This window comes from Pseudomonas sp. LS_2 (assembly GCF_042709235.1).
GTDB lineage: Bacteria > Pseudomonadota > Gammaproteobacteria > Pseudomonadales > Pseudomonadaceae > Aquipseudomonas.
Map to the genome: position 1 here is coordinate 140,099 of NZ_JAVAYC010000009.1, position 15,304 is coordinate 155,402.

The 15,304-nt window shown below is 63.4% G+C and carries 17 protein-coding genes; 11 read left to right on the plus strand and 6 right to left on the minus strand.

Annotated features, from left to right (window positions below; all coding sequences use genetic code 11):
* Positions 1 to 70: 70 nt before the first annotated feature.
* Positions 71 to 868 carry a TatD family hydrolase gene (locus RAC97_RS10965; protein WP_375100784.1) on the minus strand — a complete coding sequence of 266 codons (798 nt, stop codon included), beginning with the start codon at positions 866 to 868 and terminating at the stop codon, positions 71 to 73.
* 171 nt (positions 869 to 1,039) lie between these two features.
* Between RAC97_RS10965 and RAC97_RS10970 the strand changes: the two genes are divergently transcribed.
* The 4 genes from RAC97_RS10970 to greB all read left to right on the plus strand — a co-directional run bounded on the left by RAC97_RS10970 (position 1,040) and on the right by greB (position 4,067).
* Positions 1,040 to 2,440 carry a transglycosylase SLT domain-containing protein gene (locus tag RAC97_RS10970; protein ID WP_375100785.1) on the plus strand — a complete coding sequence of 467 codons (1,401 nt, stop codon included), beginning with the start codon at positions 1,040 to 1,042 and terminating at the stop codon, positions 2,438 to 2,440.
* A gap of 108 nt (positions 2,441 to 2,548) precedes the next feature.
* Positions 2,549 to 2,983 (plus strand): DoxX family protein, encoded by a 435-nt coding sequence (locus RAC97_RS10975; RefSeq protein WP_375100786.1) that lies wholly within the window; start codon positions 2,549 to 2,551, stop codon positions 2,981 to 2,983.
* 211 nt (positions 2,984 to 3,194) lie between these two features.
* Positions 3,195 to 3,503, plus strand: coding sequence for a hypothetical protein (locus tag RAC97_RS10980; RefSeq protein WP_375100787.1), 309 nt, complete (start codon positions 3,195 to 3,197; stop codon positions 3,501 to 3,503).
* Between the two features lie 90 nt (positions 3,504 to 3,593).
* Positions 3,594 to 4,067, plus strand: a complete 474-nt coding sequence (gene greB / locus RAC97_RS10985; protein ID WP_375100788.1) for a transcription elongation factor GreB — start codon at positions 3,594 to 3,596, stop codon at positions 4,065 to 4,067.
* Here the strand turns inward: greB and RAC97_RS10990 are convergent.
* Together RAC97_RS10990 and RAC97_RS10995 are read right to left on the minus strand one after the other, a co-directional pair.
* The gene (locus RAC97_RS10990) at positions 4,064 to 6,571 is read right to left on the minus strand and encodes an ABC transporter permease (protein WP_375100789.1); all 2,508 of its coding nucleotides are present in this window, start codon (positions 6,569 to 6,571) and stop codon (positions 4,064 to 4,066) included. The two genes, greB and RAC97_RS10990, sit on opposite strands and share 4 nt — an antisense overlap.
* The gene (locus RAC97_RS10995) at positions 6,571 to 7,254 is read right to left on the minus strand and encodes an ABC transporter ATP-binding protein (protein WP_375100790.1); all 684 of its coding nucleotides are present in this window, start codon (positions 7,252 to 7,254) and stop codon (positions 6,571 to 6,573) included. Before RAC97_RS10995 ends, RAC97_RS10990 begins: the two co-directional genes overlap by 1 nt.
* Positions 7,255 to 7,264: 10 nt before the next feature.
* On the opposite strand from RAC97_RS10995, the gene RAC97_RS11000 reads away from it, so the two are divergent.
* From RAC97_RS11000 to RAC97_RS11010, 3 genes are all read left to right on the plus strand, one after another.
* Positions 7,265 to 7,870, plus strand: coding sequence for an arylesterase (locus RAC97_RS11000; RefSeq protein ID WP_375100791.1), 606 nt, complete (start codon positions 7,265 to 7,267; stop codon positions 7,868 to 7,870).
* 57 nt (positions 7,871 to 7,927) lie between these two features.
* Entirely contained in the window at positions 7,928 to 8,209 is a 282-nt protein-coding gene (locus RAC97_RS11005) for a hypothetical protein (protein ID WP_375100792.1), read from the plus strand.
* A 108-nt stretch (positions 8,210 to 8,317) separates the two neighbouring features.
* Positions 8,318 to 9,295: a L,D-transpeptidase family protein gene (locus RAC97_RS11010; protein WP_375100793.1), complete on the plus strand. Its 978-nt coding sequence runs from the start codon at positions 8,318 to 8,320 to the stop codon at positions 9,293 to 9,295.
* Positions 9,296 to 9,418: 123 nt separating this feature from the next.
* Here RAC97_RS11010 and oprI read toward each other — a convergent pair whose 3' ends face one another.
* Positions 9,419 to 9,670 carry an outer membrane lipoprotei OprI gene (gene oprI, locus RAC97_RS11015; RefSeq protein WP_003259780.1) on the minus strand — a complete coding sequence of 84 codons (252 nt, stop codon included), beginning with the start codon at positions 9,668 to 9,670 and terminating at the stop codon, positions 9,419 to 9,421.
* A 508-nt stretch (positions 9,671 to 10,178) separates the two neighbouring features.
* Between oprI and RAC97_RS11020 the strand changes: the two genes are divergently transcribed.
* Positions 10,179 to 10,460, plus strand: a complete 282-nt coding sequence (locus RAC97_RS11020) for a GNAT family N-acetyltransferase (protein WP_375100794.1) — start codon at positions 10,179 to 10,181, stop codon at positions 10,458 to 10,460.
* A gap of 56 nt (positions 10,461 to 10,516) precedes the next feature.
* Here the strand turns inward: RAC97_RS11020 and RAC97_RS11025 are convergent, their stop codons facing one another.
* Positions 10,517 to 11,593 carry a 3-deoxy-7-phosphoheptulonate synthase gene (locus RAC97_RS11025; protein ID WP_375100795.1) on the minus strand — a complete coding sequence of 359 codons (1,077 nt, stop codon included), beginning with the start codon at positions 11,591 to 11,593 and terminating at the stop codon, positions 10,517 to 10,519.
* 239 nt (positions 11,594 to 11,832) lie between these two features.
* Between RAC97_RS11025 and RAC97_RS11030 the strand changes: the two genes are divergently transcribed.
* From RAC97_RS11030 to cysB, 3 genes are all read left to right on the plus strand, one after another.
* Positions 11,833 to 12,777 carry a putative 2-dehydropantoate 2-reductase gene (locus RAC97_RS11030; protein WP_375100796.1) on the plus strand — a complete coding sequence of 315 codons (945 nt, stop codon included), beginning with the start codon at positions 11,833 to 11,835 and terminating at the stop codon, positions 12,775 to 12,777.
* 110 nt (positions 12,778 to 12,887) lie between these two features.
* On the plus strand, positions 12,888 to 13,385 hold the full coding sequence (locus RAC97_RS11035) for a universal stress protein (RefSeq protein ID WP_375100797.1): 498 nt from the start codon (positions 12,888 to 12,890) through the stop codon (positions 13,383 to 13,385).
* Positions 13,386 to 13,512: 127 nt separating this feature from the next.
* On the plus strand, positions 13,513 to 14,487 hold the full coding sequence (gene cysB, locus RAC97_RS11040) for an HTH-type transcriptional regulator CysB (protein ID WP_375100798.1): 975 nt from the start codon (positions 13,513 to 13,515) through the stop codon (positions 14,485 to 14,487).
* Positions 14,488 to 14,540: 53 nt separating this feature from the next.
* On the opposite strand, the gene RAC97_RS11045 is transcribed toward cysB, so the two are convergent.
* Positions 14,541 to 15,275 carry a phosphoadenylyl-sulfate reductase gene (locus tag RAC97_RS11045; RefSeq protein WP_375100799.1) on the minus strand — a complete coding sequence of 245 codons (735 nt, stop codon included), beginning with the start codon at positions 15,273 to 15,275 and terminating at the stop codon, positions 14,541 to 14,543.
* Between the last annotated feature and the right edge of the window lie 29 nt (positions 15,276 to 15,304).

Genomic DNA, 15,304 nt, shown 5'->3' on the forward strand with positions numbered 1-15,304 from the left:
GAAACATTATTGGCAAGGTGCCATCATTGTGCTCAGCTACGCAGAGGGTGTCTTGACATGGGTCAACGACTCAACCGAGGTTGAAGAATGCACGTGCCGTCGCGCTGGTATGGGCGGCCGTGTGGGCGATGTCCTCGCCGCGATGCAACGCCACTTCACGCAGTACCTCCGGCAGGAACGCGGGTTCGTTGCGGCCATTTTTCGGCTTCGGCCGCAGGCTGCGGGGCAGCAGGTAGGGTGCATCGGTTTCCAGCATCAGGCGCCCTTCGCCAATATTGCCCACCAGCGGGTGCAGGTGCGTGCCTCGGCGCTCGTCGCAGATCCAGCCGGTGATGCCGATATGCAGGTCCATGTCCAGGTAGGCGAACAGTGCCTGGCGTTCACCGGTGAAGCAATGCACAACGGCGGCGGGAAGGTGGTCGCGGTAGCCCTTGAGGATGTCCAGCAGGCGTTCGCTGGCATCACGCTCGTGCAGAAATACCGGCAGGTGCAGTTCAGCCGCCAGTGCCAGTTGCGCCTCCAGGGCTTTCTCCTGCTGCGGCCGAGGCGAGAAGTCGCGGTTGAAGTCCAGCCCGCATTCGCCTACGGCGCGCGCCCTGGGGTGGCTTAGCAACTGACGCAGGCTGCGCTCGCTGGCGGTGTCCCAACGGCTGGCATCATGGGGGTGCACGCCAGCGGTGGCATAAAGGTGCTTACCGTCTTCGTCGAGCTGCTCGCACAACGCCAGGGCCTGTTCGCTGACCGCAAGGCTGGTGCCGGTCAGGACCATCTGCACCACGCCCGCAGCCACCGCGCGCTCCACGATGGACGCCTGCTGGTCGTGGAAACTGCTGTTGGTCAGGTTGACGCCGATATCGATCAGTTGCATGGTGCTACCTCGAGCCGCAGGGCCGGCCAGCATAGCAAAAACCGGGATACCTAGAAAAAACCAAGAACTTCAAACGTTTGCCATGGTCAGTTGCCGTCATTTATCACGGAGCGATCAGTGCGCGACCTGCGCAGACGGCTCCTGCCACCAGCCCTCGGACGCCTTTCCTTCATGCTGCGAATTGTTCTGACCACGCTGATGCTTTCGCTGGCGGTCACCGGCCTGGCTAACGCCCAGCAACCGGGGCCTCATATCGTGCCAGCCAGCCAGGCGCGTGACCTTGCGCAGATACGCGCGAGCAAGGTGTTGCGGGTGCTGGTCAACCAGAGCCGCAACAGCTCCGGCGAGGTCAAGGGCGAGCCTGTCGGGGTCGAATACTATCGCCTGCGCGCCTTGGAGCACTACCTCAATGCGCGAGTAGGTGATGGTGAGGAGCTCAGCGTCAAGCTCGTCCCCCGCGCCAAGGAACAACTGCTTCTGGCCCTGGAACGCGGCGAGGGCGACCTGGCGGCGCCCGGTGAGCTGATCGACCCGGCATTGGCAGGGGGCGTGAGTGCCAGTGCGCCGGTGGTCGACCAGGTGCAATTGATGCTGGTGGGGCGCAAGGGCGAGCGGGGTTTCAGCCGGGTCGAGCAGTTGTCCGGGCGTACTGTCGTACTGACCAGCGCCAGTGCGGCTGGGGCGGTGATCCAGCAGGCCAACCAGCAGTTGGCGCTGCGCAAGCGTGCACCGATCAAGGTCGAATGGGCCGACCCGACGCTGGCGGTAGAGGATGTGCTGGAGATGGTCCAGGCAGGTATCTACCACCTGACCGTGGTGGAGCGCCCCATTGCCCAGCGCTGGGCGCGAGTGATGCCGCGCCTGCGCCTCGACACCCAGTTGCGCCTGGGCCAGGCACAAGCGATCCGCTGGTACGTCCGGCGCGATGCCAACACCTTGCAGACCACCGTCGACCACTTCCTGGCAGGTTATCGCGCCCCCGACAACCAGGACGCCGCATTCGAGCGTATCTACCGACGTCAGTACCGGGTACACGATCCTCTGGCGCGCAGGGACCGCCAGCGCCTCGAGGCGGTGCGCCCGGTGTTGCAGAAGCACGCCGCAGACCAGCAGTTCGACTGGTTGAACCTGGCGGCACTGGCGTTCAAGGAGTCCACCCTCGACCCCAAGGCGCGTGGCATGGGTGGGGCTCACGGCTTGATGCAGATCACACCTTCGGCAGCACAGCGAGTGGGTGTGAGCAATACCGCCAGCGTCGATGGCAATGTGCAGGCCAGTGCCCGCTACCTGGCGTTGCTTCGCCGCAAGTTCTTCGCCAGCCCGCAGCTCAACGAGCGTGAACGCATGGCTTTCATATTGGCTGCGTACAATCTCGGGCCGGAGCGGGTCCAGGCCATGCGCGCCGAGGCGCGGCGCCGGGGGCTAAACGGTAACCAGTGGTTCTTTCAGACCGAAAGGGTAGCCATGGAGCAGGTGGGCATGGGGCCGGTGAATTTCGTCAACAGCGTGAACAAGTACTTCCTGGCGTTCAATCGCGAGCGGACATCGCTGGAGCGAACCGTAAAGCGATGATGTATCTATATATTCGATTATTATTCAGCGCATTTTGCGGTTTTCTTATTCGTTAGCTTGGTTAATATGGCGTCCATTCCCACCAAACACACCAAGGAAGCTTGCAACATGAACTCTTCGATCACCGCACTGTTCGCCACTCGCGCTGGTTTCGGCCTGAGCATCGTCCGTATCCTGATTGGCGTCATCTTCATGGCCCATGGCGCGCAGAAACTGTTCGGCATGTTCGGTGGCTACGGTCTCGAAGGCACCGGGCAGTGGATGGAAAGCATCGGCCTGGCGCCGGGCTACCTGATGGCGTTGCTGTCCGGTGGAGTCGAATTCTTTGGCGGCCTGGCCCTGGTGATCGGCCTGCTGGCCCGTCCTGCGGCGCTGGGCCTGGGAGTTCTGCTGGTCGTGGCGATCGTCTCGGTGCACTTCGACAATGGCCTGTTCATGTCCAACAACGGCTACGAGTTCGGCCTGGCGCTGCTGGGCGGCACCCTGGCGGTACTGTTCGAAGGGGCAGGGCGGTTGTCGCTGGACCGCCTGATCGCTCGCTGACACACCCCTGCAATACCCGAACGGCAAGCTGCAAGTGAAAGCCCACTTGCAGCTTGCCGTTCGACCCTCTACGATACCGCTTGCGCCGATTTAAACAGCTACTTGCGGGGCGCAGGGCAACCTGACGGGTTATCCGAAATACCGCTAAAGCGCTGGTTCGGTGACGCCTCCCACCGCTGCCCAGCGGGTTTTGCGAGGCGGAGATATCTCCATGAGCTGTCCACGTACCAGTGTTTTCCTCACCCCCCTGCCTGCCCACCAGGCTGCCCGGACACCGCGCATTCTGCTCGGTGGCCAGCATCAACCGACCCTCCTGCGTAATCTCGATGGCTTGTCGCGACGCAAGGGCCAGGCCCGAGCCTTCCTGATCCAGTTCGCCGAGACCCCGTGCAACCTCGCCCAGTATGGCAGTGACCGCTTCGACCTTGCGGTGATCCAGGCACCCAGCGCCGACGAGGCCGGCGAAGTTATCGCCCAGCTCACCCGCATCGCTCGCCAGGGCCTCATCACCCGCGCCTGAGCGGGCGTGTAGGCCGCCACGTTTTTGGTTAAGCTCGGTGCCCCGGCAGGCCGAAGTCGCTTGCCGTGGATGCGCTGAGGAGAAGCCGGCTTGAGCACCAACATCATCACCACCGAAGGTCACGAAGCTCTGAAGAAGGAGCTCGACCACCTGTGGCGTGTCTATCGTCCTGAAATCACCCAGAAGGTGGCCTGGGCCGCCTCCCTGGGCGATCGCAGCGAGAATGCCGACTACCAGTACAACAAGAAGCTGCTGCGCGAGATCGATAGGCGCGTGCGCTACCTGCGCAAGCGCCTGGAAGACGTCAAGGTGGTTGCCTATTCGCCGCAGCAGGAAGGCAAGGTGTTCTTCGGTGCCTGGGTCGAGATAGAGAACGATGAAGGCGAGACCCTGAATTTCCGCATCGTCGGCTATGACGAGATATACGGACGCAACGACTACATCTCCATCGACTCGCCCATGGCACGCGCCCTCCTCAAGAAAGAGGAGGGCGATGAGGTGGTGGTGCACACGCCGACCGGCGAGGCGAGTTGGTACATCAACCGGATCCGCTACGGCGCCTAGGCTTCACGCAGTACGCTCAGCGGCGTCGCATTCAGCGCCCGTCGCGTGCCGAACACGCCCGCACCACCTACCAGCAACGCACCTGCCAGCGGCAACACCAGCAGCCAAGGATGAGGTGCCCAGTGCAGGTCGAAGGCGTAGCGATACAGCACCAGGGTGATGAGTTCGCAACCCAGTGCCGCCAGCAAGCCGCTGGCGGCGCCGAGCAGCCCGAACTCGATACGTCGCGCCTTTACCAGCAATGGACGCCCCGCGCCGAGGGCGCGTAGCAGGGCGCCCTGACGAATACGTTCATCAAGGGTCGCCTGGAGCCCGGCGAACAGCACCGCCAGTCCAGCAGCCAGCACGAACAACAGCACGTACTCCACGGCCAGAGTGACCTGGGCCAGGATGCTGCGCAATTGGCCGAGCAGGGCGTCTACCTGAAGAATGGTCACGGCCGGGAAGGCTCGCGACAGCGCCACCACATCCACATCGTGCCCAGGCGCCAGATAGAAGCTGGTCAGGTAGGTGGCGGGCAGGCCTTGCAGGGTGCCGGGTTGGAAGATCATGTAGAAGTTCGGCTGGAAGCTGTCCCAATGCACGCTGCGCAGGCTGCTGACCTTGGCCTGGCGCTGCTGGCCGCCGATGTCGAAGGTCAGCAGGTCGCCCAGTTGCAACTTGAGGCTTGCCGCAAGCTCCGACTCCACTGAGACGCCGGGTGGGCCATTCTCTGCTGGGGCATCCTGCCACCAGTTGCCAGCGGTCAAGGCATTGCCCGGCGGTAACTCGGCTGCCCAGGTCAGGCTGAGGTCGCGTTGCACCGCGCGATCCCCCGTGGATTCCTTGCTGACGATCTGCTGGACTGGCTGCTCGTTGATATGGGTCAGGCGCCCGGGAATGACCGGGTAGAGCGGTGCCGACCGGGCGTTGACCTCGCGCAGGCGCTGGATGAAGGGTTCGCGCTCGTCCGGCAGGATGTTGAGGGCGAAGTGGTTGGGTGCATCCTTGGGCAACTGCGCCTGCCAGTTGTCCAGCAGTTCGGCGCGCAGCAGCGCCACCAGGGCCATCGCCAGCAGAATCAGGCCAAATGCCAGGGCCTGGCCGGCAGCGGCCAGCGGGTGGCGCAGCAGCTGGCCCAGGCCCAGGCGCCAGGCTAGCGGCGCCCCGCCCAGCAGGCGCCGCAGGCTACGCAAGCCGAGCAGCAGCAGGCCACCCAGCACGATGGCGGCGAGCAGCCCACCGCCGAGCAGGGCGAAGGTCAGCAGCAGGTCGAGGCTCAGGCGCCACATGATCAGGCCCAGGGCGAACAGGGCAGCGCCATACACCAGCCAACTGCTCGGTGGCACGGGCAGCAGGTCGCGACGCAGTACCCGCAGCGGCGGAACCCGGCCCAGCGCTGCCAGCGGGGGCAAGGCGAACCCGGCCAGTGCAACCAGCCCGGTGCCGACGCCGGCCAGTGCCGGGATGATGCCGCCAGGCGGTACCGTGCTGGGCAGCAGCCCCTCGAGCAGCTTGAACAGCCCAAGCTGTGCCAGCCAACCCAATATTGCACCGGCGACGGCTGCGGCGAGGCCGAGCATGGCCAGTTGCAGGCAATACAGCCCCAGCGCCTGGTGCCGGGACAGCCCCAGGCAACGCAACAGCGCGCTGGCGTCCAGGCGTCGCGCAGCATAGCGGCTGGCCGACAGGGCTACGGCGACCCCGGCCAGCAACACCGCGACCAGGCTGGCCATGTTCAGGTAGCGTTCGGCACGCCCCAAGGCGCCGCCGATCTGTCGGTTGCCATCGCGAGTGTCGAGCAGGCGCTGGTTGGCGGCCAGCGTCTTTTCTGCGTCTTGTCGATAGCTGGCCAAGCTGTCCGGCTCGCCGCGCCAGAGGTCGCGGTAGGTCACCCGGCTACCGGGCTGCACCACCCCGGTGGCGTCCAGGTCGGCAAGGTTCATCAGCACCCTGGGCGTGAGGCTATAGAAGTTGCCGGCGCGGTCTGGCTCATAGGTCAGTACCCGCGTCATGCGTAGCGTCTTCATGCCGACGTCGATGCTGTCACCCATTGCCAGGCCCAGCGCGGCCAGCAGCCGAGGTTCGACCCATGCCTCGCCAGGCGCAGGGCCGCCGTCCGGTGTTTCTGCGCCGTAGGGCGCCTCGGCACTGCGCAATTGGCCACGCAGGGGGTAGGCATTGTCAGCGGCCTTGATGCTCGACAGCTGGATGCCTGCGTCGGTGCCGACCACGCTGGTGAACTCCACGACCTGCGCATGTTGCAGGCCCAGCGCCTTGCCAGCGGCAACCTGCGCCTGCTGGGAGGGCGAGGAGCCTTGCAGCACCAGGTCGGCAGCCAGGAATTCGCTGGCCCGCAACTGCATGGCGCCGTTCAGGCGTGCGCCGAAGTAGCCGATGGCGGTGCTGGCGGCCACGGCCACCAGCAAGGCAAAGAACAGGACCCGTACCTCGCTGGCGCGGGCATCGCGCAGCAGTTGGCGCAGGGCCAGGGCGCACAGGTGAAGGAAGGGCAGGCGGGTCATCAGGGCTCCAGGGGCGCCACCAGGCGGCCAGCGTCCAGGCGGATGAGGCGGCGGCAGCGCTTGGCCAGGCGCTCGTCGTGGGTCACCAGTACCAGTGTGGTACCGCGCTCCTTGTTCAGCTCGAACAACAGGTCGCTGATTCGCTCACCGGTGTGGCTGTCGAGGTTACCCGTGGGTTCGTCGGCGAACAGCACCGCAGGCTGGGCGGCAAAGGCCCGGGCGATCGCCACCCGTTGTTGCTCACCGCCCGAGAGCTGGCGCGGGGTGTGGGTCAGGCGCTGGCCCAGGCCGACTCGCTCGAGCAACTCGCGGGCGTGTTCGCGGGCGTCGCGGCGGCCGTCCAGTTCCAGGGGCAGCATGACGTTCTCGAGGGCGTTGAGGCTGTCGAGCAGCTGGAATGACTGGAACACGAAGCCTACGTGCTCGGCGCGCACCCGGGCGCGTTGGTCCTCGTCCAGCGGGCCGAGGTCGTGGCCGGCGAGGATGACGTTGCCGGCGCTGGGCTGGTCGAGACCTGCAAGCAGACCCAGCAGGGTCGACTTGCCGGAGCCCGAGGCACCGACGATGGCCAGGCTGTCGCCTTGGTCGAGGGCGAGCGAAAGCGCGTGAAGGATGGTCAGGTCGCCTTCCGCGCTGGGAACCACTTTGCTAAGGTTCTGCGCAACGAGAATGCTGGGGCTCATGGAGAATCCGATGCGAGTGTGGTGGTTGAGTGCCGGCCTGGCCCTGTATTGCCTGGCCCAGAGTGCGGCGGCGGGAACATTGCTGGTCGTTGGCGATAGTATCAGCGCCGGTTTTGGCCTGGATACCCGGCAGGGGTGGGTTTCCCTGTTGCAAAAGCGCCTGCAGGAGCAGGGTTTCGACGACAAGGTGGTCAATGCGTCCATCTCCGGCGATACCAGCGCAGGCGGCCAGGCGCGGCTGCCTGCGCTGCTTGCAGAGCACAAGCCACACCTGGTGGTACTGGAGTTGGGTGGCAACGACGGCCTGCGCGGCCAGCCTCCCCAGCAATTGCAACAAAATCTTGCTTCGATGATCGATCGCTCCCGTGCGGCCGGGGCCAAGGTGGTGTTGCTGGGCATGCGCCTGCCGCCGAACTATGGCGTGCGTTATACAACGGCGTTCGCCCAGGTGTACGAGCAGTTGGCAACGCAGAAACAGGTGCCTTTGGTGCCGTTCTTCCTTGAAGGCGTGGGCGGCGTGCCGGAGCTGATGCAGGCCGATGGCATCCACCCTGCGCAAGGGGCCCAGCAGCGCTTGCTGGAAAATGCCTGGCCGGCGATAAAACCCTTGCTCTGACGCTTTTATCGGGCGCGGCTTTCGGCTAATGTTGCGCGCCCCCGATTGGAGCCCCCGATGCCGCGTCCCGCCTGGTCCCTCTATGCCTACCAACTGATCGAGCCCGATGAGCAGCTCGATCTGTTTGCGTGCCAGGAAGTGCGGGTGCATCTGGTTGCCCGGCAGCTCGAGCTTGGCGCGCCCGTCGATCGAACGTTGTGCGGTGGCCTGTTGCCTGCCCAGCCGCGCTGGTCAGGGGTGGAGCGCACGGTGTATCGCGACGGCCGGCTGTGCCCGCTGTGCAAGGCGATACTCGAGGCCCAGCGATGCGGTACGCGTCCGGTCTGGCCGGAACTCTGAGCCACCTTTCATCATCTGAAACGTCTACAGGCCGCGGTGACGCCTCCCGCTGCCCTCGGGCCGGGTGTACAATCTCCCATCTTGACCACCTTTCGAAGGATTTACCGGATGTTGCCGCGCTTCTCCGCCGTCACCCGTTGCCTGTCCCTGGCCGCTCTGCTGATGACCGGCCCTGTTGTCGCGCTGGAGCTGCCGCTGCCGCCCCCGGGTGAGGACGTTGTGGGGCAGGTCCGGGTGATAAAGGCCAAGTACGAGGACACCTTCGCCGACATCGGCACGGCCAACGACCTCGGCTACCTGGAAATGATCGCCGCCAACCCAGGGGTCGACCCGTGGTTGCCGGGCGCAGGCACCGAGATCATCCTGCCGACCCGCTACGTCCTGCCGCCAGGCCCCCGTGAAGGCATCGTCATCAACCTGGCCGAGTATCGCTTGTACTACTACCCGAAAGGGCAGAACGTGGTGCATACCTTCCCGCTGGGTATTGGTCGCGAAGGCTGGGGTTCACCGGTCGCCAACACCAAGATCACCGCCAAGACACCAAACCCGACCTGGACGCCCCCGGCTTCGATCCGCGCCGAGCACGCCGCCGATGGCGATATCTTGCCCGCCGTGGTGCCTGCCGGCCCGGACAACCCACTGGGCCCGTTCAAGTTCACCCTCGGCTTGCCCAGTTACCTGATCCACGGCTCTAACAAGAAGTTCGGTATCGGCATGCGCACCAGCCATGGCTGCTTCCGCATGCTCAACAACAATGTGCTGGAGTTGGCCAAGATGGTGCCGGTCGGCACCCCGGTGCGTATCATCAACGAGCCCTACAAGTTCGGTGTGAGTACTGGCAAGGTCTACCTCGAGGCGCACACGCCGTTGGATGACCATGGCGATCCCTCGGTTGTCGACAAGCACACCGCAGTCATCAATGCGCTGCTCAAGCGTGAAGACCTGGCCAATAACCTGCGCATGAACTGGGACATGGTACGTGACGTGGTTGCCGCTGAAGATGGCATGCCAGTAGAGATTGCCGTACCGGTCAACGCTGAAGGTGCTGCGCCGATGGTCTCGAGCATTCCGCCGGAACTGCAATAGCGCGTGCTGCGCTACCTGAAAGGCCTGCCTTAGTGCAGGCTTTTTTGTTTGCCGATTTTTTGCGCTGGTAATAAAAAAGCCGACCCACAAGTGGGTCGGCTTCTTAACAATCCGTGAGGATTATTACTTGCGGCTGGCTTTGTCCAGCATGCGCAGAGCGCGCTCATTGGCTTCGTCAGCGGTCTGCTGAGCCTTCTGAGCGGCCGCCAGAGCGTCGTCAGCCTTACGGTAGGCTTCGTCTGCACGGGCTTGAGCGCGAGCTGCTGCGTCTTCGGTAGCAGTCAGACGGGCTTCGGTTTCTTTCGATACGCTGCTGCAACCGGTAGCCAGAACTGCGGCCAGAGCCAGAGCAGAGAATTTCAGAACGTTGTTCATCGTGTTCCCCTTCAAGGACTTTCTATTTAAATAGCCATCTCTCGGAAAAGAGAAACTGGCCGGTGTACATAGTACCCATTACTTGTAGTAAGTAAACTGACAGAGCGCAAGAACTGCAAAAAAAATGCTGCCAAGGGCCGCGCGTGACAAGGTGTGTAGCAAAATTGTGAAAGCGTTCGCGCAGCGGTCGCAAGCGACTGTACTAACAGAAACTTTTTGTTGAACTAACAGTGACTCTGGTGGTCTTTCAGCGTCTTAAAGCAAGAACATCCGGCGTACTGTTTTGCCGCGGCCTTTCACAGCACCGAAGGGCGCAGCCATGGATTTTTACCTGCCTGCACCTTGAGCAATCCCGCTTGGGCCGCCTACTATTTGGGATGGCACCAGGCGCAGAACGTTTCGTGTCGTGCCGCTGTCGAAGGGGCATGAAGTGGCGTAGAGGTACCTCCGCCGGATAAACCATCGGTTAAGGTAAAGGCCTGCCAAGTCAGGCCTGCGAGGAGTAGTGATGAGCGAAGCGCTGACCATCCACCATGACCAGGCCGGTCATCAGTTCGAGACCAACGTGGACGGTCACCGTGCCTACCTGACCTACATGGACCTGGGCAAGCAGACGCTGGATATCTACCGCACCTTCGTGCCGAATGCCTTGCGCGGTCGCGGCATCGCCGCCGCGCTCACCGAAAAGGCCCTGGAGTATGCCGAGCAGATGGGCTACACGGTGATTCCTTCGTGCTCCTACGTCGAGCGCTACATGGAGCGGCACCAGCGCCACTCCACCAAGGCCTGAACCCTACGCACACGAAAACGCCGGGCATTGCCCGGCGTTTTTCATTCCAGCCCTGCTCAGCTGCGCTGGCGCTTGGGCAGCACGTCCTTGAGCTTGGCATGCATGCTGCGCAAGGTTTTCTCGGTGGCGGCCCAGTCGATGCAGGCGTCGGTGACGGAGACGCCGTACTGCAACTCGTCGAGGTTCTTCGGAATGGCCTGGCAGCCCCAGTTCAGGTGGCTTTCGACCATCAAGCCGATGATCGACTGGTTGCCTTCGAGGATCTGGTTGGCCACGTTCTCCATGACCAGCGGTTGCAGGGCAGGGTCCTTGTTGGAGTTGGCGTGGCTGCAGTCGACCATGATGTTGGCCTTGATCTTCGCCTTTGCCAGGTCCTGCTCGCACAAGGCGACGCTGACCGAATCATAGTTGGGCTTGCCGTTGCCACCGCGCAGCACCACGTGGCCGTAGGCGTTGCCCTTGGTGGTGACGATGGACACGCCGCCTTCCTGGTTGATGCCAAGGAAGCGGTGCGGCTTGGAGACCGATTGCAGGGCGTTGATCGCCACGGTCAGGCCGCCGTCGGTGCCGTTCTTGAAGCCGACTGCCGAGGACAGGCCCGAGGCCATTTCCCGGTGGGTCTGGGATTCGGTGGTGCGTGCACCGATCGCCGACCAGCTGATCAGATCCTGCAGGTACTGCGGGGAAATCGGGTCGAGGGCTTCGGTGGCGGTAGGCAGGCCCATTTCGGCCAAGTCCAGCAGCAGCTTGCGACCGATGTGCAGGCCGTCCTGAATCTTGAACGAGTCGTCCAGGTACGGGTCGTTGATCAGACCTTTCCAGCCGACCGTGGTGCGCGGTTTTTCGAAATACACGCGCATTACCAGGTACAGGGTGTCTGAGACTTCCTCGGCCAGCACCTTGAGGCGCTCGGCGTATTCGTGGGCGGCCTTGATGTCGTGGATCGAGCAGGGGCCTACCACGACGAACAGGCGATGGTCCTTGCCGTCGAGGATGTTGCGCACCACTTCGCGGCCGGCAGTCACGGTCTGCAGGGCCTTGGCGCTGAGGGGAAGTTCCGTCTTGAGCTGATCAGGGGTGATCAGGGTCTCGTTGGAGGCAACGTTGAGGTCATCGATCGGTAAATCAGCCATCGTGTTACTCGTCAGGTCACGGGTGCCGGCCGCCAGCAATCCCCGTGCGGCCCAGCAGCAGATTGTTCGCAGCGGGGAGCCGAACCTTAGCGCGTTACAGGGGGCGCGACAATGGGCTAGCCCTTGTCTACAGGGGGTTTTTGCCGTTTTCCGTACTGGGCGGGTCGCTTGCTTGGCGCTAGCATGTGCAGCGTCGGCTGATAAGCGGTCGACACCCTACATCCAGACAGGAGCAAGGCATGGGCTCTCACAACCCCCGTATCGGCATCATCGGCAGCGGCGCCATCGGTGGCTTCTATGGCCTGATGCTGGCCCGCGCCGGCTTCGATGTGCATTTTCTGCTGCGCAGCGAGTTCAGCACCGTGCAGGCCAATGGCCTGACCGTGAACAGTGACGTCCATGGCCAACTGCATATGAATGTGCAGGCCTACGCCAGTGCCTCCGATATGCCGCCGTGCGACTGGCTGCTGGTGGGGACCAAGGCCACCAGCAATGTCGAGGTGGCGCCGCTGATCGTCCAGGCTTGTGCACCGGGGGCCAAGGTTGTGCTGCTGCAGAACGGCCTGGGCGTGGAAGAGCAACTGCGCCCGGCATTGCGCGCGGACCTGCACCTGCTCGGCGGCCTGTGCTTCATCTGCGTCAACCGCGAGGCTCCCGGGGTGATTCGCCACCAGGCGCTGGGCGCGGTCAACCTGGGGTATCACAGCGGTCCGGGCGAAGCCGCTGCCGCAGTGCTGGAGCAGGGCGCGGCGTTGTTCCGCGCTGCGGGCATAGATTCCCAGCCCATGGACAACCTGGGCCAGGCGCGCTGGCAGAAACTGGTGTGGAATGTGCCCTATAACGGCCTGTCGGTGCTGTTGCAGGCCGGCACCACACCGCTGATGAACGACCCTGGCAGCCGCGCGTTGGTCCGCGCACTGATGGCCGAGGTGGTGCAGGGCGCCAGTGCCTGTGGCCACGTGCTGCCCGATGGCTATGCCGAGCACCTTTTCCGCCTTACCGAGCAGATGCCCGACTACTGGCCCAGCATGTACCACGATCATGCCCAGCGGCGCCCACTGGAATTGCAGGCGATCTATGGCGAACCGCTGGCCCGTGCCCGCGAGGCCGGTTGCAGCCTGCCGCGCATCGAAGCGTTGTACCAGGCGCTGGCCTTCATCGACCGACGCAACCAGTCGTCCTGACCCCTGCATGCCTTGCCGCCCGTGCCCTCTAGCGCTGGATGGCCGGGCGCTGCGGCATGGCGCTGCTAAGCTGAAGCTTGCCCTGCCGCTGCGGCAGTCGAGGAGGTCGAATGATCCGTTCCATGCTGTATGCCTCTGACCTCGGCGTCTATGCGCCCTTCGTGATGCAGCACGCCCTGGCCCTGGCGCGCTCGTTCGGTGCGGAGTTGTATGTGATCCATGCGGTCGAGCCGATGGGCCAGTTTGCCGAGTCCCTCCTGCAAAGCTACCTCGACGAGCAGACCCTTGATGAGCTGCACAGCGAAGGCGTCAACACGGTGATGGCCAATATCGAGCAGCGGGTACTGGAGAACTTCCGCGATGAGTTGGGCGAAGCGGCCGACCTCGCCCTGATACGCGCGGTGCGGGTACGCCAGGGCGACCCGGCCCAGGTGATTCTCGAACAGGCCCAGCGTCTGGCGGTCGACCTGCTTGTATTCGGCAGCCATAGCCACGGCGCGGGGGTCGATGTGCCGATCGGCCGTACGGCAGTGCGGCTGTTGCAACTGTCATCGGTGCCGGTCTACATGGTGCCTCTGGCTCAGCATTTGGGGCGTAGGAAAGGGTGAAGCTGGCAGTAAGCCATTTCCGCTGATCGTAACAAAATAGTTCTAGATTTATTTCTCTTACCACTAATATAGTTATAAATCGTCGCTGCCAGCAGCCGGTGACCTACCGCTGATTTGAGGGATATCTATGAAGCTCCAACAACTGCGCTACATCTGGGAAGTGGCGCACCATGACCTCAACGTCTCCGCGACTGCGCAGAGCCTCTACACCTCGCAACCCGGCATCAGCAAGCAGATCCGCCTGCTCGAGGACGAACTGGGGGTCGAAGTCTTCGCCCGCAGTGGCAAGCACCTGACCCGCGTCACCCCGGCTGGCGAGCGCATCATCAATACGGCTGGCGAGATCCTGCGCAAGGTCGAAAGCATCAAGCAGATCGCCCAGGAATTCTCCAACGAGAAGAAGGGCACGCTGTCCATCGCCACCACCCACACCCAGGCACGTTACGCGCTGCCACCGGTGATCAGCAGCTTCATCAAGCAATACCCGGAAGTCGCCCTTCATATGCACCAGGGCTCGCCGATGCAGATTGCCGAGATGGCGGCCGATGGCACGGTCGATTTTGCCATCGCCACCGAAGCGCTGGAGCTGTTCGGCGACCTGATCATGATGCCGTGCTACAAGTGGAACCGCTGCGTGGTCGTGCCTCAGGGGCACCCGCTGACCAAGCTGCCGAAGCTGACTCTGGAAGCCGTGGCGGAATACCCGATCGTGACCTACGTGTTCGGTTTCACCGGCCGCTCCAAGCTCGACGAGGCGTTCAACCACCGCGGTCTGACGCCCAAGGTGGTATTCACGGCAGCCGATGCCGACGTGATCAAGACCTACGTACGTCTGGGCCTGGGTGTGGGGATCGTGGCCAAGATGGCCGTCGATACCAAGCTCGACAGCGACCTGGTGTGCCTGGATGCCAGCGAGCTGTTCGAGGCCAGCATCACCAAGATAGGCTTCCGCCGCGGTACCTTCCTGCGCGGCTTCATGTGCGATTTCATCGAGAAGTTCGCGCCGCACCTGACCCGTGAAGTGATGGCCAAGGCCATCCAGTGTCACAACAAGCAGGAGCTCGAGGAGCTGTTCGAAGGCGTCGAACTGCCCGTGCACTGATTGCATAGGCACAAAAAACCGGCCGCTCGGCCGGTTTTTTTGTGCCTGTGCAATCAGGCCTTGCTGATCAGGTTGCCGGCATGCAGCCCGCACTCCTTCTGGGTGGCTTCCTCCCACCACCAGCGACCCTCGCGCTCGTGCTGGTTGGGCAATACCGGGCGCGTGCAGGGTTCGCAGCCGATGCTGATGAAGCCGCGCTCGTGCAGGCTGTTGTAGGGCAGTTCGAGCATGCGAATGTAGCCCCAGACTTCCTCGCTGGTCATCTGGGCCAGTGGGTTGAATTTGTAAAGGGTGCGCTCGGGCGTGGAAAACGCGCTGTCGATTTCCAGTGCGGCTACCTGGCTGCGAGTGCCTGGGCTCTGGTCGCGCCGCTGGCCGGTGGCCCAGGCGCGGACGGTCGAGAGCTTGCGGCGTAGTGGCTCGATCTTGCGGATACCGCAGCACTCGCCGTGGCCGTCCTTGTAGAAGCTGAACAGCCCCTTTTCCTTGACGAACGGGTCGAGCTTGTCGCGGTCAGGGCTGAGGATCTCGATCGGCAGCTGGTACTGCTCGCGCACCTGGTCGATGAAACGGTAGGTTTCCGGGTGCAGGCGGCCGGTGTCGAGGCTGAACACCTTCACCTGCTTGTTCAGCTTCCAGGCCATGTCTACCAGCACCACGTCTTCGGCGCCGCTGAAGGAAATCCACAGGTCGTCGCCGAAGTGTTCGAAGGCGAGCTTGAGGATGTCCTGGGGGGACTTGTTGGCATAGGTCGCTGCCAAGGCGGCGACGTCGAAGGGTTGGCTCATCAGGCGGCTTCCATCTGTGTATGGCGCTG

Coding starts and splice junctions, on each gene's coding strand:
- RAC97_RS10965 (WP_375100784.1), bottom strand. CDS start 868: ATGCAACTGATCGATATCGGCGTCAACCTGACCAACAGCAGTTTCCAC.
- RAC97_RS10970 (WP_375100785.1), top strand. CDS start 1,040: ATGCTGCGAATTGTTCTGACCACGCTGATGCTTTCGCTGGCGGTCACC.
- RAC97_RS10975 (WP_375100786.1), top strand. CDS start 2,549: ATGAACTCTTCGATCACCGCACTGTTCGCCACTCGCGCTGGTTTCGGC.
- RAC97_RS10980 (WP_375100787.1), top strand. CDS start 3,195: ATGAGCTGTCCACGTACCAGTGTTTTCCTCACCCCCCTGCCTGCCCAC.
- RAC97_RS10990 (WP_375100789.1), bottom strand. CDS start 6,571: ATGACCCGCCTGCCCTTCCTTCACCTGTGCGCCCTGGCCCTGCGCCAA.
- RAC97_RS10995 (WP_375100790.1), bottom strand. CDS start 7,254: ATGAGCCCCAGCATTCTCGTTGCGCAGAACCTTAGCAAAGTGGTTCCC.
- RAC97_RS11000 (WP_375100791.1), top strand. CDS start 7,265: ATGCGAGTGTGGTGGTTGAGTGCCGGCCTGGCCCTGTATTGCCTGGCC.
- RAC97_RS11005 (WP_375100792.1), top strand. CDS start 7,928: ATGCCGCGTCCCGCCTGGTCCCTCTATGCCTACCAACTGATCGAGCCC.
- RAC97_RS11010 (WP_375100793.1), top strand. CDS start 8,318: ATGTTGCCGCGCTTCTCCGCCGTCACCCGTTGCCTGTCCCTGGCCGCT.
- oprI (WP_003259780.1), bottom strand. CDS start 9,670: ATGAACAACGTTCTGAAATTCTCTGCTCTGGCTCTGGCCGCAGTTCTG.
- RAC97_RS11020 (WP_375100794.1), top strand. CDS start 10,179: ATGAGCGAAGCGCTGACCATCCACCATGACCAGGCCGGTCATCAGTTC.
- RAC97_RS11025 (WP_375100795.1), bottom strand. CDS start 11,593: ATGGCTGATTTACCGATCGATGACCTCAACGTTGCCTCCAACGAGACC.
- RAC97_RS11030 (WP_375100796.1), top strand. CDS start 11,833: ATGGGCTCTCACAACCCCCGTATCGGCATCATCGGCAGCGGCGCCATC.
- RAC97_RS11035 (WP_375100797.1), top strand. CDS start 12,888: ATGATCCGTTCCATGCTGTATGCCTCTGACCTCGGCGTCTATGCGCCC.
- cysB (WP_375100798.1), top strand. CDS start 13,513: ATGAAGCTCCAACAACTGCGCTACATCTGGGAAGTGGCGCACCATGAC.
- RAC97_RS11045 (WP_375100799.1), bottom strand. CDS start 15,275: ATGAGCCAACCCTTCGACGTCGCCGCCTTGGCAGCGACCTATGCCAAC.